This window comes from Echinicola jeungdonensis, from assembly GCF_030409905.1.
In the GTDB taxonomy this organism is placed as follows: domain Bacteria; phylum Bacteroidota; class Bacteroidia; order Cytophagales; family Cyclobacteriaceae; genus Echinicola; species Echinicola jeungdonensis.
Genome location: NZ_JAUFQT010000002.1, coordinates 383953 through 400100, shown reverse-complemented (window position 1 = coordinate 400100; position 16148 = coordinate 383953). Strand labels below are relative to the sequence as shown.

Annotated in this window: 14 protein-coding genes; 13 read left to right on the top strand and 1 reads right to left on the bottom strand. The window is 38.6% G+C overall.

The window, feature by feature from the left end; all coding sequences use genetic code 11:
- The first annotated feature begins 18 nt into the window (after positions 1-18).
- The 13 genes from uxaC (at position 19) to QWY93_RS14900 (ending at position 14864) form a co-directional block, all read left to right on the top strand.
- Positions 19-1452 carry a glucuronate isomerase gene (uxaC, locus tag QWY93_RS14960; protein WP_290249192.1) on the top strand — a complete coding sequence of 478 codons (1434 nt, stop codon included), beginning with the start codon at positions 19-21 and terminating at the stop codon, positions 1450-1452.
- A 20-nt stretch (positions 1453-1472) separates the two neighbouring features.
- Positions 1473-2888, top strand: coding sequence for a tagaturonate reductase (locus QWY93_RS14955; RefSeq protein ID WP_290249191.1), 1416 nt, complete (start codon positions 1473-1475; stop codon positions 2886-2888).
- A gap of 620 nt (positions 2889-3508) precedes the next feature.
- Positions 3509-3985 carry an Lrp/AsnC ligand binding domain-containing protein gene (locus QWY93_RS14950; RefSeq protein WP_290249190.1) on the top strand — a complete coding sequence of 159 codons (477 nt, stop codon included), beginning with the start codon at positions 3509-3511 and terminating at the stop codon, positions 3983-3985.
- 238 nt (positions 3986-4223) lie between these two features.
- A complete protein-coding gene (gene sufB / locus QWY93_RS14945; RefSeq protein WP_290249189.1) occupies positions 4224-5669 on the top strand; it encodes a Fe-S cluster assembly protein SufB in 1446 nt (481 codons plus the stop codon).
- Between the two features lie 97 nt (positions 5670-5766).
- A complete protein-coding gene (sufC, locus tag QWY93_RS14940) occupies positions 5767-6528 on the top strand; it encodes a Fe-S cluster assembly ATPase SufC (protein WP_290249187.1) in 762 nt (253 codons plus the stop codon).
- Positions 6529-6565: 37 nt separating this feature from the next.
- Complete coding sequence (gene sufD / locus QWY93_RS14935) at positions 6566-7858, top strand: Fe-S cluster assembly protein SufD (RefSeq protein ID WP_290249186.1); 1293 nt, start codon at positions 6566-6568, stop codon at positions 7856-7858.
- Between the two features lie 10 nt (positions 7859-7868).
- Entirely contained in the window at positions 7869-9092 is a 1224-nt protein-coding gene (locus QWY93_RS14930; protein WP_290249185.1) for an aminotransferase class V-fold PLP-dependent enzyme, read from the top strand.
- Positions 9089-9520: a SufE family protein gene (locus tag QWY93_RS14925; protein ID WP_290249183.1), complete on the top strand. Its 432-nt coding sequence runs from the start codon at positions 9089-9091 to the stop codon at positions 9518-9520. Before QWY93_RS14930 ends, QWY93_RS14925 begins: the two co-directional genes overlap by 4 nt.
- Before the next feature lie 3 nt (positions 9521-9523).
- The gene (locus QWY93_RS14920; RefSeq protein WP_290249182.1) at positions 9524-9862 is read left to right on the top strand and encodes an SUF system Fe-S cluster assembly protein; all 339 of its coding nucleotides are present in this window, start codon (positions 9524-9526) and stop codon (positions 9860-9862) included.
- A 26-nt stretch (positions 9863-9888) separates the two neighbouring features.
- On the top strand, positions 9889-10311 hold the full coding sequence (locus tag QWY93_RS14915; RefSeq protein WP_290249181.1) for a BrxA/BrxB family bacilliredoxin: 423 nt from the start codon (positions 9889-9891) through the stop codon (positions 10309-10311).
- Between the two features lie 307 nt (positions 10312-10618).
- Positions 10619-11905 (top strand): citrate synthase, encoded by a 1287-nt coding sequence (locus QWY93_RS14910; protein WP_290249180.1) that lies wholly within the window; start codon positions 10619-10621, stop codon positions 11903-11905.
- Positions 11906-12251: 346 nt separating this feature from the next.
- Positions 12252-13937 (top strand): DEAD/DEAH box helicase, encoded by a 1686-nt coding sequence (locus QWY93_RS14905; protein WP_290249179.1) that lies wholly within the window; start codon positions 12252-12254, stop codon positions 13935-13937.
- A gap of 219 nt (positions 13938-14156) precedes the next feature.
- Positions 14157-14864, top strand: a complete 708-nt coding sequence (locus QWY93_RS14900; protein WP_290249178.1) for a 16S rRNA (uracil(1498)-N(3))-methyltransferase — start codon at positions 14157-14159, stop codon at positions 14862-14864.
- 294 nt (positions 14865-15158) lie between these two features.
- On the opposite strand, the gene kdsB is transcribed toward QWY93_RS14900, so the two are convergent.
- The gene (gene kdsB, locus QWY93_RS14895; protein WP_290249177.1) at positions 15159-15890 is read right to left on the bottom strand and encodes a 3-deoxy-manno-octulosonate cytidylyltransferase; all 732 of its coding nucleotides are present in this window, start codon (positions 15888-15890) and stop codon (positions 15159-15161) included.
- Between the last annotated feature and the right edge of the window lie 258 nt (positions 15891-16148).

Sequence of the window (16148 nt, the reverse complement as noted above, 5' to 3'; positions counted from 1 at the left end):
TCAATAAATCAGAAATTTATGTTGGACCAAGTGAGCAATCGATTGCACGTCAACAAAACTTTCCTAAGCGATGACTTTTTGCTTAAGAGTGAATTTGCAAGGAAATTGTATCATCGTTATGCAAAAGACCTTCCAATTATCGATTACCATTGCCATCTTTCACCCAAGGACATTGCTACCAATCGCAATTTTAAAAATTTGAGTGAAGTATGGTTGGCAGGAGATCACTACAAATGGAGGGCAATGAGAACTCTTGGAGTCGATGAAAAATTTATTACAGGTGATTCTTCTCCTGAAGATAAATTTTCAAAATGGGCAGAAACAGTTCCTTATACCCTTAGAAACCCTTTATTCCATTGGACCCACCTGGAACTAAAGCGTTATTTTGATATTGATTCATTGCTGACTCCTGAGTCCTCTGAAGAAATATACCAAGAAGCCTCTAATAAACTTCAGGAACCTTCTCACAGTGTTCAGGGCCTATTAAAAATGATGAATGTGGAAACGGTATGTTCCACAGATGACCCTGTAGACGGTTTGGAATATCATATTCAAGCCAAAAAAGAGGGGATTAAACCTAACCTCTACCCTGCTTTTAGACCTGACAAAGTTTATGCAGTAGAAGATCCTAAATCTTATATTACTTACGTCAATCAGTTAGCAGAAGTAAGCGGAGTAAAAATTGAAAAATACGACGATCTTTTGGATGCTTTGCAACAAAGGATTGACTTCTTCCATGAACATGGAGGCCGCCTTTCTGACCATGGGCTTGAGCAAATGTATTTCTTCGAAAAAGGGAAATATGATATCAACAGCCTTTTCCAAAGGGTAAAAGTTCAAGAAACTCTAAGCCAAGAGGAAATCAATTATTTCAAATTCGAAACATTGGTTCACCTAAGTAAAATGTACCATGCAAAAGGATGGACCCAACAGTTCCATTTGGGAGCGTTGAGAAATACCAATGAAAGGATGCTTGGTGAATTGGGACCTGATACTGGCTTTGATTCAATTGGTGACTTCTCCCAAAGTGTTGCCTTGGCAAGATTTCTAAATCACTTGGACAGCACTGATCAATTGGCCAAAACCATCCTTTACAACCTCAACCCAAGAGATAATGAAGTGATGGCTACGATGATTGGTAATTTCAATGATGGGAGTATCAAAGGTAAAATTCAATTTGGGTCTGCATGGTGGTTTTTGGATCAAAAGGACGGAATGGAAAAACAAATCAACGCCCTTTCCAACCTAGGAATGTTGAGTTGCTTTATAGGGATGCTTACCGATTCCAGAAGCTTCCTTTCCTTCCCAAGACATGAATACTTTAGAAGAATCCTTTGTAATTTAATTGGAGAAGATGTAGCCAATGGAGAATTGCCTGCTGATGAAGAATGGCTGGGTAAAATAGTCAGCGATATCTGCTATTACAATGCAAAAGAATACTTCCAATTTTAACATCATTAAAACCAACAGTAATGAAAGCACTAAACAGACAAAATATTTCCCCAGTACCAGAAAGACCTGTCAAAGTCCTTCAATTTGGAGAGGGTAATTTCCTTAGAGGATTTGTAGATTGGATCATTGATACCCTAAATGATAAAACTGATTTCAATGGAGACATCCAATTGGTTCAGCCTATCGACAAGGGACTGGGTGAAATGATCAACAAACAGGACGGTCTTTACCATGTCCAATTAAGCGGTATTCAAAAAGGCGTAGCCAAAGAAGAAACCAAGCTAATCACCTGTGTTAGAGGGGTAAACAACCCATATGAGGATTATGAAGCCTATCTTAAATTGGCGGAAAATCCGGACTTGAGATTTATCATTTCAAATACCACTGAAGCAGGTATTTCATATGACCCTAAAGATGATACGTCTAACAAATTATCAAACTCTTTCCCTGGCAAACTTACAGCCCTTTTATACAGAAGATATAATACATTCAATGGTTCCAGAGATAAAGGATTGCACATAATCCCTTGTGAGCTTATTGATAAAAACGGGGAAAAACTAAAAGAAATCATTCTTCAATATGCCCAATTATGGGATCTTCCTAAGGGTTTTGTTTCTTGGATCCAGGAAGCCAATACCTTTAGCAATACTTTGGTGGATCGTATTGTTCCAGGATTCCCTAAAGAAACCATCAAAGAAATCCAGGAAGAAATTGGATTCGAAGACAATTTGGTCGTTAAGGCAGAACCTTTCCACTTATGGGTAATTGAAGGCCCAGAAAACTTGAAGGATGAATTCCCAACCGAAAAAGCAGGGTTAGATGTCCTTTTTGTAAAAGACCAATCTCCATACAGGACAAGAAAAGTGAGAATCCTGAATGGTGCACACACTTCTTTGGTTCCAGTAGCCTATTTAAACGGGCTTCGTACGGTGAGGGAATCCGTTGAGGATCCTGAAGTTGGTGAATTTATCAAATCGACCATCCAAGATGAAATCATTCCAACGTTGGACCTTCCCAAGGAAGAACTGGAGCAGTTTGCCAATGATGTCTTGGACAGGTTCAAAAATCCATTTGTTAAACACCTGTTGAGTGCCATTGCTTTGAATTCCATATCTAAATTCAAAGTGAGGGTATTGCCTTCTCTGTTGGAATACATCAATAGAAAAAATGAATTGCCAAAAAACCTGGTTCACTCTTTAGCGGCCCTAATTTTGTTCTACAAAGGTCAATATAACGGAGAAGAAACTCCTGTAAATGACAGTCAGGACATCATGGATTTCTTTGCCCAGGTTTGGGAAAGTGATGATGCCAAACAAGTGGCTCACCAAGTCTTGGCCAATAAGAGCCTTTGGGACCAAGACCTAAGCCAAGTAAATGGTTTAGAACAAGCTGTAGCTGAACAGATCCTTGTTTTGGCTGAAAAAGAAAAGGTTTAAAAAGTAATAACAGTTTATTTTTTTCATAATAGTTTGGGTTTGAAAAGGGGGGGCCATTGGCCTCCTCTTTTTGTTTTTATTCCCAGGACAAGCCCAAGAACATATTGTTTCTTATAGCTTGTGGGTACAAAGAGTAGGCAACTTATAAAAACCCATTTATTCCCTGCATCGAAAATATTAAATTCTATCCAGAAAATGGGATTTAGATTCTTTCACCTTCCAGCTAAAAACAATCCAGACTTGTTAAGGTGGTATGTAATATTTTTTATCAAGATTGGAATCCAATTAGGCTTAGAAAGGTCTAAAAAATCAATAAAATGATAACAAAAAAGTCTTGCCAATGGCAAGACCCTTTTCAGAATATAAACCCAAATATAACTTTAGAGATTAAAAGTTTCACATTTTCGACCATTACAAAAGATTATCTATTGGCTCCGAACCAAAAATTATTTAAATGATTCGGACTATACACCAAATATTTAATCCCACACGTAATGTAAATCCAAAGTACGTATATTTTCAGGTATTTTGCAAATCAAAAAAAATGTTCCAATAATTTTTGACAATTTAATAATTTAACTGCATCTTTATTCAAATAACAATAACCAACCAAATAAATAATGGATAAAAATTTAGATATTGACAATATTGACCTCAAGATCATTTCATTACTGAATGAGGATGCCAAAACACCCTACACAGAAATTGCCAAAAAAGTGTACGTTTCTTCTGGAACTGTCCATGTGAGAATGAGGAAGTTAGAGGAAATGGGGATTGTAAAGAGCGCCACTCTCAATATTGACTTTTCAAAGCTAGGCTATGACATTTCAGCCTATCTGGGCATTTATTTGGAAAAAAGCTCTTTATACGATAATGTTATTGAGCGCTTGAAAGAAATAGCAGAAGTGGTCAATGCCTATTACACTACAGGAAATTACAGCATCTTTGCCAAAATCATTTGTAAAGATACCAATCACCTTAGAGAGGTACTGGACAAAATTCAAAAAGTGGAGGGAATAGACCGTACAGAAACGTTGATTGTACTAGAAGAAAGCATCAACAGACCCATACAATTGTTTGGAATAGACTCTAAATAAATAAGATTAAATCTAAATAAAGCGCATTTATTATTATTCCAATATTTATTATAATTTATTTAACCTAACAAACACCCCCTCTTTCAGCCCTGAAAACAATTAAATATTTGTTTTTTAATGAATTACTGAATCTTTTTGTCAGAATTAATTAGAATTTTAATTCTGTCTGAACATAATAATTTAGATTAATGTTATATCTTTGCGTTATAAAATGTAATTAGTCTAAATAACTCGATTTATGAGCAAAGACAATCAAATTTTAGAGGAATTTACCTCAAAAGAGTATGAACATGGTTGGTCAGTAGATTTTGAAGCTGATGAAGCTCCTGTCGGTCTTACCGAGGAGACGGTTCGTTGGATTTCGGCCAAGAAAGAAGAGCCGGAATGGCTTTTGGAATGGAGACTAAAAGCTTTCAGGATCTGGGAGTCTATGAAAGAACCTGCGTGGGCCAACGTGAAATACCCTAAAATTGACTTTCAAGCCCTTAAATATTATTCTGCCCCTAAGCAAAAATCCAAGCCCAAAAACTTGGATGAAGTGGATCCGGAATTATTGCAGATTTACGAAAGATTGGGTATAAGCTTAAATGAACAGAAAAAGTTGCAAGGCATTGCAGTAGATGCTGTTTTAGACTCTGTGTCTGTGGGCACTACTTTTAAGGAAACCCTGAGCGAATTAGGGATCGTTTTCTGCTCATTCAGTGAAGCGGTTCAGGATCACCCTGAGTTGGTTAAAAAATACTTGGGTTCCGTGGTTCCCATGACGGATAATTACTATGCATCACTGAACTCTGCAGTTTTCTCTGATGGTTCTTTCTGCTACATTCCAAAAGGCGTGAGATGTCCTATGGAGCTTTCCACTTATTTTAGGATCAATGCAGCCAATACCGGCCAATTTGAAAGAACCCTGATTGTGGCTGAAGACGAATCATATGTTTCTTATCTGGAAGGTTGTACAGCTCCTCAAAGGGATGAACATCAGTTGCATGCAGCTGTGGTTGAAATTTATGCAGCCAAAGATGCTGAGGTAAAATATTCTACCGTACAAAACTGGTTCCCAGGTGATAAAAATGGTAAAGGTGGAATTTACAACTTCGTTACCAAAAGAGGTCTTTGTCAAGGAGACAATTCTAAAATATCCTGGACCCAGGTAGAAACAGGATCTGCAATTACATGGAAATATCCTTCCTGTATCCTAAAAGGGGATAATTCAGTTGGGGAGTTTTATTCCGTTGCAGTAACCAATAATTGGCAACAAGCCGATACGGGTACCAAAATGATCCACATCGGTAAAAACACCCGGTCAAGGATTGTATCCAAAGGTATTTCGGCAGGTTATTCCCAAAACTCCTACCGTGGACAAGTTCAGGTAATGAAACGTGCCGAAAACTCCAGGAACTTTTCACAATGTGATTCCCTATTGATGGGGGCCAAATGTGGGGCACATACCTTCCCCTACATTGACATCCAAAACCCATCAGCACAGGTAGAACACGAGGCCACTACTTCTAAAATCGGGGAAGATCAGATTTTCTACTGTAACCAAAGAGGAATTGACAGTGAGGAAGCAGTAGCTCTGATTGTAAACGGCTATGCCAAGGAGGTGCTAAATCAGCTTCCTATGGAATTTGCCGTTGAGGCCCAGAAATTATTGGCCTTGACTTTGGAAGGAAGTGTAGGGTAACCCCCTGCCCTTTCCTGACTGTTCTTATAGGTTTTGAAGTAACCCTTCCAATTACTTCGTGAATGCTTATACTCCAAAAGAAAGAAAAATCGTAAAAATGTTATCCATAAAAAATTTACACGCATCTATTGAGGGTAATCCTATTTTGAAAGGTATCAACCTGGAAGTAAAACCAGGGGAAATTCATGCCATCATGGGGCCTAACGGTTCTGGTAAATCTACCTTAGCTTCCGTTTTGGCAGGACGTGAGGAATATGAAGTAACTGATGGAGAAGTTACCTTCAAGGGGAAAGACCTACTGGACCTTAATCCTGAAGACAGGGCTAGAGAAGGTGTTTTCCTTGCTTTTCAATACCCGGTGGAAATCCCAGGTGTTAGCTCTACTAACTTCTTGAGAACTGCCGTTAACCAAGTGCGCGAATACCGAGGCCAGGAACCATTGGATGCGGTTAAATTCCTTACCCTGATGAAGGAGAAAATGAAATTAGTAGATATCGACCAGAAATTACTAAGCAGGGCTCTTAACGAAGGTTTCTCTGGCGGTGAGAAAAAAAGAAATGAAATTTTCCAAATGGCGATGCTAGAGCCTACCCTTTCCATCCTTGATGAAACTGATTCCGGACTCGATATTGACGCCCTTAAAATTGTAGCAGACGGAGTTAATGAACTTAGGACTCCTGACAATGCTACCATTGTGGTTACCCACTATCAGCGATTGCTCAACTATATAGTTCCCGATGTGGTCCATGTATTGTATAAGGGGAAAATTGTAAAATCCGGACCAAAAGAGTTGGCATTAGAATTAGAAGAAAAAGGATATGACTGGATCAAAGAAGACGCCGGAAGCACTACCGTCTGATTTAATCCTATTGTCAAACCCGCTTATTTCTTAATTCATGACTACACTTACTAAAAACAAAATCACTGATTCGTTTATTGAGTTAATCGCTAACCTACCTAAACCAGATCAGTTTGCTTCGATAAAAAATACTGCTTTGGAGGTACTTCAAAGTCAGGGACTTCCCGCCCCAAAGGCTGAGGAATATAAATTTACAGGTGTAAGCAAAAAGTTGGAATCAGCTATTTCCAACCTTAAGACCCCTCAAAAAGCTTCAGTTAGCTCTGAGATGATCCAAGAGGCTTTAATACCTGGATTGGATGCGGATGTTTTGGTATTTAACAATGGTCAATGGGATAAGGAGGCTTCTGATTACAAAGAAGAAAATTATTCCATTACCAGGCTTACAGAAATACCGGAAGATGCCGTTCAATTTTTGGGTAAAATAGCTAAACCTGAAAAGGATGCTTTTACCGCCTTGAACACATCTCTTTTTCAGGATGGTATTTATTTAGATGTTCCCAAAAATAAAGTGGTTGATCGTCCCATCCTTTTCCTCTACTTTAACCAGGCAAATGAAGGGCAGGTAATCAGCCCAAGAGTGTTGATTCATACTGAGGGAGGTTCTGAGGCTAGTTTTATTGAAAAAATCATCAGTATAGATGAGGAACCTTACTTCTTAAATGGAGTGACCGAAATCAATGTAGGTGAAAATGCCCACCTTACTTATTATAAATTCCAGGACGAAAACAAGTCAGCAATTGAAGTCAATAACTTTGAAGCGGATGTGCACCGGGATTCCACATTTTCTTCGGTGGTCCTTTCTCTTCAAGGTGACATGATTAGAAATAACCTCAGCCTAAACCTGCTGGACAGTGGTTGTGAAGGAAATATGTATGGACTATACCTATTGAATGGTAATAGTCATGTGGACAACCACACCAATGTAGATCATACCATGCCCCACTCCGATTCAAATGAATTATATAAAGGTATTTTGGATAACAAGTCCAAAGGGGTATTTAATGGGAAAATTTTTGTAAGGCAGGATGCACAAAAAACAAATGCTTTTCAGCAAAACAACAACATCCTGTTATCAGATGATGCGATCATCCATACCAAACCCCAGTTAGAAATCTGGGCAGATGACGTGAAGTGTTCCCATGGTTGTACTACCGGTCAATTGGATGATGAAGCTTTGTATTACCTGCGAACCCGTGGAATCGGAAAAGATAAAGCCAAGGGATTACTACTATATGCATTTGCAGGAGAAATTTTAGATCACATCAAAAACGAAGCCCTCAAAGAATACTGCATTCAATTGGTTCAGGAAAGATTAGGTAAATTCTAAAAAGCCTTTCATGACATTGAACATTAATAAAATCAGAGAGGAATTTCCAGTACTCCATCAGGAGGTCAATGGAAATCCTCTTATATATTTTGACAATGCCGCCACAACGCAAAAACCAAAAGCGGTGTTGGAGGCATTGTCTGCTTATTATCTCAAAGATAATTCCAATATTCACAGGGGAGTTCATACCCTTGGAGACCGTGCTACCAGAGCATTTGAAAAAACCAGGGGGCTTTTGAAGTCCTTTATCAATTCCCGGGAAGAAGAAGAAATTATATTCACCAAGGGTACCACTGAAGGCATTAATTTGGTGGCCTCTTCTTTTGGGAAAAAATACATTAATGAAGGTGATGAAATCATTATTTCCACCTTAGAACACCATTCCAATATTGTCCCCTGGCAAATTCTCTGTGAACAAAAAGGAGCCACCTTAAAAATCATTCCTATCAATGACAAGGGTGAAATCCTAATGGAGGAATTTGAATCCATGCTCACTGATAAAACCAAAATGGTATCGGTAGTGCATGCTTCAAATGCCCTTGGCACCATCAATCCTGTAAAGGATATCATTCAAAAAGCCCATTCCATTGGTGCAAAAGTATTGGTTGATGCTGCCCAGTCTGCTGCTCATTTGGATATTGATGTGCAGAGCCTGGATTGCGATTTCCTTTCTTTTTCCGCCCACAAAATTTATGGGCCTACCGGCTTGGGCGTTCTTTACGGAAAAAGGGAGCTATTGGAAGCGATGCCTCCCTATCAAGGAGGTGGGGAGATGATCAAAGAGGTTACTTTTGAAAAAACGACCTACAACGAAATTCCTTTTAAATTTGAGGCCGGAACCCCAAATATTGCCGATGTCATTGCTTTCCAAAAAGCTTTGGAATTTGTGGACGATCTTGGCAAGGAAAACATCCGTGCCCATGAGGAATCCCTTCTCCAGTATGCCACCGAAAAATTAAATGCAATTAAGGGATTTATCCCTGTCGGCACGGCGGAAAAAAAGGTAAGTGTTATTTCCTTTTTGATCAATGGCATGCACCCCTTTGATGTCGGCATGATGCTCGATGCAGCAGGTATTGCAGTCAGAACCGGGCACCATTGTACCCAGCCATTGATGCATCGATTTAAATTGGAGGGAACTGTTAGGGCATCTTTTTCTGTTTATAACACCAAAGAAGAAATCGACCGGCTAATTGAAAGCGTCAGCAAAATTGCCAAAATAAAGAATAAATGACTGATATTAACCAAGTTCAGAACGATATAATTGATGAATTCAGCATCCTGGGTGAGGATAGGGAGTCCACTATATTTTATATCATGGAACTGGGCAATCAACTTGGAGAGTTTCCAGAAGAAGATAAGATTGAAGAAAATATTATCAAAGGTTGCCAGTCCAAAGTATGGTTGACGACCTCCGATGAAGATGGGAAAGTACATTTTTATGCGGATTCCAACACAGATATTACCAAAGGTTTGATCAGCTTATTGATCAGGGTTTTGTCTGGACGGAAGCCTCAGGAAATCCTTGATGCCGATTTATATTTTATCGACAAAATAGGAATGGGTAATATCATTGGCTCCCAAAGGTCAAATGGATTAGCAGCCATGATTAAACAAATGAAGCTATTTGCCCTTGCCTATCAATCCAAATTAAACGTATAAATTATGGCTGAAACAGAAAAAAACAAAGAGGTTAATGTACCCAATTTGAAAGATAAAGTGGTTGATGCCATTAAATTGGTATATGACCCTGAAATCCCGGTGGATATATATGAATTGGGGTTGATTTACGAAATCAGCATATTTCCTGTAAACAATGTTTACATTTTGATGACATTGACCTCTCCCAATTGCCCTGCTGCAGAATCCATACCGTCAGAAGTAAAGGATAGAGTCCAACAGATCAATGGGGTAAATAATGTAGAAGTGGAAATGACCTTTGATCCACCTTACTCCCAGGACATGATGTCCGAAGCCGCCAAATTAGAGCTAGGCTTTTTATAAATTCAAACGAATAAAATATAGAATATATGTACCCTGAAGAATTAGTAGCACCAATGCGTGCAGAATTAACTGAAGTAGGTTTTCAAGAATTCAAAACTGCAGAGGATGTAGAAAATCACCTCAAAGAACATAAGGGAACTACCTTTATTGTTGTCAATTCAGTTTGTGGATGTGCAGCAGGTGCTGCCCGGCCAGGAGTAAAATATGCCCTGGACAAAACAGATGCCCGCCCGAATGTATTAGCAACTGTTTTTGCAGGCAATGACACCGATGCAGTCAACAAGGTAAGAGAATATTCACTTCCCTACCCTCCATCCTCACCAGCTATGGCATTATTTAAGGATGGAGAACTGGTACATTTCATCGAAAGACACCATATCGAAGGAAGAAATGCCCAGATCATCGGAGAACATTTAGTAGAAGTATTTGAGCATTTTTGCAAGTCATAAAAAAATAGCCCGAAATGGGCTATTTTTTTATTGATTCTCGAAAATCAGGTTATTATTTAACTTCCAGATATTATTTTGTATTATCAGTAATTTGCTGAAATAACATTTGAAACGAACCTATCTGGAAATTCATTAATTGCGCAAACCCTGCGTAACTACGCTTTTCATTAGGCAGAAAATCAAAAAATGCCAATTAAAAAAACTGCATTTAACACCGCTATTAGTGTTTTTAAGGCGTGTTTTTACTATCTTAAGGCCGCGAAACTTGAAACACTGAACAAAACCACAATAGATAAACGTAAAACTTATGTCTGAAATTGCTAAGTTATCCTTCGATGGTAAGGATTTTGAATTACCCGTATTAGAAGGTACTGAAAAAGAAAAGGCAATTGATATTGCTAAACTAAGAGGCCAATCTGGATTGATCACTATGGATCCAGGCTTCAAAAACACTGGTTCTACCAAAAGTGCAATCACTTTCCTTGATGGAGAAAAAGGTATATTAAGATACAGAGGATACAATATTGAAGACTTGGCAGAAAAGTCTAATTTTTTGGAGGTTTCTTACCTTCTTGTTTATGGGGAATTGCCAACCCAGAAACAATACGAAAAATTTTCTAAAGAAATCACTACTCATACCCTAGTGCATGAGGACATCAAAAAGATGTTAGATGGCTTCCCATCCGTAGCCCACCCAATGGGGGTTTTATCTTCTTTGATCTGTTCTTTGACTGCTTTTTACCCTACCTCTTTGCATCCTAACCGATCAGAGGAAGAGAACAACCTTAGCATCATCAGGTTAATGGCTAAAATGCCTACGTTTGCTGCTTGGGCATTCAAAAACAAAATGGGGCATCCGGTAAATTACCCTGATAACAGCTTGGATTATTGCTCCAACTTTCTAAAAATGATGTTTGAGCTTCCTGCTGAAAAATATGAAGTTGACCCTATCGTTAGCAAAGCGCTTGACCAATTGTTAATTCTTCATGCTGACCATGAGCAAAACTGCTCTACTTCCACTGTAAGAATCGTAGGGTCTTCCCAAGCCAGCATCTACGCTTCTATCTCTGCAGGTATCAATGCACTTTGGGGCCCCCTTCACGGTGGAGCCAACCAATCTGTTATTGAAATGCTTGAAGCCATCAAAGCTGACGGGGGAGATTCTAAGAAATACCTTGAAAAAGCCAAGGATAAAAATGATCCATTTAGATTGATGGGCTTTGGTCACAGAGTATACAAAAACTTTGACCCAAGAGCCAAAATCATCAAAAAAGCTGCTGATGATGTTTTGGGTAAACTAGGTGTAGATGATCCCGTATTGGAAATCGCCAAGGAGCTTGAGGAAGCTGCCTTGAATGACCAATACTTCGTGGATAGAAAACTATATCCTAATGTGGACTTCTACTCAGGTATCATTTACAGAGCCATGGGCATCCCAACTGATATGTTTACAGTAATGTTTGCTCTTGGACGTCTACCCGGCTGGATTGCACAATGGAAAGAAATGAGAGAAAATGGTGAACCTATCGGTAGGCCAAGACAGGTTTATACTGGTGCCAATGAAAGAGAATATGTATCTATGAATAAAAGGTAATTTTCTTGATTCTTTCAGAATAACTTAAAGCGGGAGCATAAACTCCCGCTATTTTTGTTCCTTATCCCCCATTTCCATTTTAATTTTTTTCAAAAACATGGCCTTTTCAAAACCCTATCTAATTTACGTTTTTTCAAAATTTCCAAATTTTTATTTATGATTCCTTAAGTTTCTTTTTAATTGTTTCAAAATAAATCAACAACCTCTTGATAAAACGAATAATTACTTTTACTTTTGCACCAAGTTAATTATAAGCAAATTTTTCTGGGTCGTGATTTTCCTTGCTCTGTCGCTAGTTATTGGGATGTAATAAAGGAAATTAGGACACAGGAGTAAGGAAAATTTCATGGAAAACGAAACATTATTTTCAGACCTGGGGATATCATCTGAAATCCTACAGGCAGTGGAAGATATGGGCTATACCCAACCTTCCCCTATTCAAGCACAATCAATTCCACTTTTATTGGAGGGTAGAGATGTCATTGGGCAAGCCCAAACCGGTACTGGAAAAACCGCATCATTTGCCATTCCTATTATTGATCTGGTTGACCCAAACTATTCCCAACCACAGGCATTGATCCTATGCCCCACCCGTGAACTAGCGGTTCAGGTGGATGGTGAAATTGGAAAGTTGGCCAAACATAAAAAAGGAATCTACAGCACCGCTATTTATGGAGGGGAATCCATCGACCGACAAATCAGAACATTGAAAAAAGGTGTTCAGATTGTGGTAGGTACTCCAGGAAGGATCATGGACCACATGAGCCGTGGTACCCTTAAATTGAATAACGTTAGAACCATCGTTTTGGATGAGGCTGACGAAATGCTGGATATGGGATTTAGGGAAGATATCGAAAAGATATTGAAAACCATGCCTGAAGAAAGACAAACTGTCTTCTTTTCAGCCACTATGGCCAAGCCAATCTTGGACCTGACCAGAAAATACCAGACCAACCCTGAAATCGTTAAAGTTCTTCGAAAAGAACTTACCGTAGAAAATATCAGCCAGGTTTATTATGAAGTAAAGCCAAGCTTAAAAATGGAATTGATCACCAGATTGATCAATGTCCACCAATTTAACCTTGGGGTAGTTTTCTGTAATACTAAAAGAACCACCGATGAAGTTACAGAAGGCCTGATTGCCAGGGGAATTATGGCCGAAGCTCTACATGGTGACTTATCCCAAGCACAGAGAGACAAGGTAATGAACAAGTTCCGAAAAGGTCATTGCTCGGTTTTAGTGGCTACTGATGTGGCTGCCAGAGGTATTGATGTGGATGACGTAGAGGTAGTTTTCAATTATGACCTTCCCTTGGACGAAGAATATTACGTTCACAGAATCGGTAGAACAGGGAGAGCAGGGAAATCTGGTATGGCCATTTCCTTTATCACTGGAAGAAAGGATATTTTCAAGCTGAAAGATCTGGAAAGATTCATCAAAGTAAGTTTGACCAAAATGGATCCTCCGTCTGTCTCAGAATTACTAGACCAGAAAAAAGATCAGTTGGTCAAAGACGTATCTACTCAGCTCTCCAGGGATGAGGACAATCAGATTTTTGAAGCTGCATTAGGCCAACTGTTGGCAGAAGGGTTGAGTATGGACCAAATTGCTCTAGGTTTGGTAAAACTTCAAATGGGCAATTCCCTGAAAGAATTGTCAGAAATAAACTTCACCCTGGACTTTAGCCGGGGTGGTGCTGACAGAAAAGGTAAAGAAAAAGGTAGAAGAGGTAAAGACCGCTTTGAACGAGGGGAACGAAAAGGTGGCCGAAGAGACAGAGGAAAAAAAGATGCCAACATGGCAAGATTATTCCTCAACCTTGGCAAAAAAGACCGAATCAGACCCAATGATATTGTTGGTGCAATTGCCGGAGAAACCGGGGTACCTGGCCGCCAAATTGGTGGAATTGATATATATGATAATTTCTCCTTCGTGGATGTCCCATCAAAGGATGCTTCCCATGTTATTAGTGTTATGAAAACAAACACCATCAAGGGCAAGCCCGTAAATGTAGAACTTTCAAAAGGTTAAATTTATATAAAGGTTAAGTAAAGGTGGAAAAGCGCAAAATGTTATGTTTTGCGCTTTTTTTTTTAGGCTATACTTTCCATAAAACATAATTTTTAGTTGATCGGTATTTACAATTCTTACCCCTTGTACTTGGGAGTTGAAAACCCATTATGAAAGCTCATATCATATTGGCTACTTCTGAGTATTCTTATTAACTTTGGCCAGGCTTTATTTCAGTATATGCAGCTATTCTTTCATAAAGAAACATCTCAAAATCCCATAAAACTATCCCCAGAAGAATCCAGACACCTTGTTAAGGTACTGAGAAAAAATGAAGGGGAACATATCCATCTTACAGATGGAAAGGGGGAATTATTTACCTGCAAAATTTCAAAATTAGATCCAAAAAAGACCGAATTGGAGGTTTTGGAAAGGGAAAAAACCCCGGAAGATAGTTACCATATCCATTTGGCCATTGCCCCAACCAAAAATGCTGAGAGGATGGAATGGATGTTGGAAAAAATTACTGAAATAGGTTTCCATGAACTGACATTTTTGAAGACGTTCCATTCGGAACGGAGTTTTTTAAAAAAAGAAAGACTGGAAAAAAAGTTAATAGCTTCTTGCAAGCAAAGCTTAAAAACTTTTTTACCCGTAATTCATTCTACCCATAGATTAGAGGATTTATTGGAGGAATCAAAGTTCGATGGCTACCAAAAGTTTATTGCTTATGTAGATGAGGACCATCAAAACCACTTGTATGACCTTGCTCAAGAGAAAAAAAATTATTTAATCCTTATAGGACCTGAAGGGGATTTTTCTCCCCAAGAAATCCAAAAAGCCATGGATAATGGCTTTGAAGCCTGTTCATTAGGGAAAAGCAGACTACGCACCGAAACAGCCGGACTGGTAGCGGTCCATACTTTAAATTTGAAAAACTCCCATTAAAGAGGTAAGGAATTAATAAGAGTTTTGATTTTTCCTGGCTCATGGGTCAACCACCTTTGCAGTACTAAGTATCTGGAGTTTAATAACTCTAGTAAAGTTAGTCCTGCCTCCATCAATAAAGTTTGATCAGGTACATCATATCAGTAAGCCAATAGTTCTAAAAAATTTGATTTAATATAAAAATATTAGAAACCCCTAGTTTAGAGGTCTGATGGAGGGATTTTTAGTCATCCTACATATCCTATAGGAATCCTTTACAGGATACAATTCCTCCAAAATCCAAATAGGCCGAAATCACCTCAAATTATTTTGATAGAAAGCAATAGCTTTATCAAGGTCCTCTTCAGTGTCAATGGCTACTGCCTGGTGGCTCGTCTCAACCATTTTTATTTTAATTCCATTTTCTAATAGCCTAAGCTGCTCCAGCATTTCTGCTTTTTCCAGCATGGTTTTCTCCCAATTTGTATATTCCATTAGAGTTTGTTTGCGGTAAGCATATACTCCAATATGGCGGAAAAAATTAATAGATTGCTTTTGTTCCCTGATATATGGAATTGGAGATCGGCTAAAATAAAGTGAAAAATTATTTTGGTCTACTACCACTTTTACCGCGTTGGGATCCAGCAACTGAGTTTCATCGGTTATTTTTCTCATCATGGAAGCCACTTGAACCTTAGGATCTTCAAAAGCCCCTACCAATTCTGCCAAAGAGCTTTTATCCTGAAAAGGTTCATCTCCCTGCACATTGACTACCACATCAGCTTCGATACCGGAAATGGCCTCTGCAATTCGATCAGAACCACTTTCATGTTCCTTTTGACTCCTAAATACTTTTCCTCCTTCTTTCTCAATTTGTTGGGCAATGATATCATGATCGGTAACAACAATAACCTGGTCAAATACTTCTGTAGCCAAGGTACTCAAATAGGTCCTCGCTATTACAGATTTCCCACAAAGATCGGCGGTTAACTTACCAGGAAAACGGGTGGCCCCAAACCTGGCTGGAATCAGTGCAACAATTTTCATTTGGCAATGTTAACTAAAAAACTAAAGAATTTGGAGCCTCGCCCCTATTTTTATTCCAAAGCCTTAGGAATTTGAACCATTTTGGATTAGGTACCGATTTTCCCAACGTATACCCCAAAATTAACGTTTCAATAACACAAGGGAATTTGAAAGGGATATTAATTAACATGAAAATGAAACCAACAGGTACATTATTTATAATTAATTCAAATTAAAATAACCAAATTTTATTCTCTGGATTTTTACTTATACCAATTC

Bases quoted from the DNA above. Each gene is read 5' to 3' on its own strand.
- QWY93_RS14915 (WP_290249181.1), top strand. From the start codon at position 9,889: ATGTACCCTGAAGAATTAGTAGCACCAATGCGTGCAGAATTAACTGAA.
- sufB (WP_290249189.1), top strand. From the start codon at position 4,224: ATGAGCAAAGACAATCAAATTTTAGAGGAATTTACCTCAAAAGAGTAT.
- sufD (WP_290249186.1), top strand. From the start codon at position 6,566: ATGACTACACTTACTAAAAACAAAATCACTGATTCGTTTATTGAGTTA.
- sufC (WP_290249187.1), top strand. From the start codon at position 5,767: ATGTTATCCATAAAAAATTTACACGCATCTATTGAGGGTAATCCTATT.
- QWY93_RS14930 (WP_290249185.1), top strand. From the start codon at position 7,869: ATGACATTGAACATTAATAAAATCAGAGAGGAATTTCCAGTACTCCAT.
- kdsB (WP_290249177.1), bottom strand. From the start codon at position 15,890: ATGAAAATTGTTGCACTGATTCCAGCCAGGTTTGGGGCCACCCGTTTT.
- QWY93_RS14920 (WP_290249182.1), top strand. From the start codon at position 9,524: ATGGCTGAAACAGAAAAAAACAAAGAGGTTAATGTACCCAATTTGAAA.
- QWY93_RS14905 (WP_290249179.1), top strand. From the start codon at position 12,252: ATGGAAAACGAAACATTATTTTCAGACCTGGGGATATCATCTGAAATC.
- QWY93_RS14910 (WP_290249180.1), top strand. From the start codon at position 10,619: ATGTCTGAAATTGCTAAGTTATCCTTCGATGGTAAGGATTTTGAATTA.
- QWY93_RS14925 (WP_290249183.1), top strand. From the start codon at position 9,089: ATGACTGATATTAACCAAGTTCAGAACGATATAATTGATGAATTCAGC.
- QWY93_RS14950 (WP_290249190.1), top strand. From the start codon at position 3,509: ATGGATAAAAATTTAGATATTGACAATATTGACCTCAAGATCATTTCA.
- QWY93_RS14900 (WP_290249178.1), top strand. From the start codon at position 14,157: ATGCAGCTATTCTTTCATAAAGAAACATCTCAAAATCCCATAAAACTA.
- uxaC (WP_290249192.1), top strand. From the start codon at position 19: ATGTTGGACCAAGTGAGCAATCGATTGCACGTCAACAAAACTTTCCTA.
- QWY93_RS14955 (WP_290249191.1), top strand. From the start codon at position 1,473: ATGAAAGCACTAAACAGACAAAATATTTCCCCAGTACCAGAAAGACCT.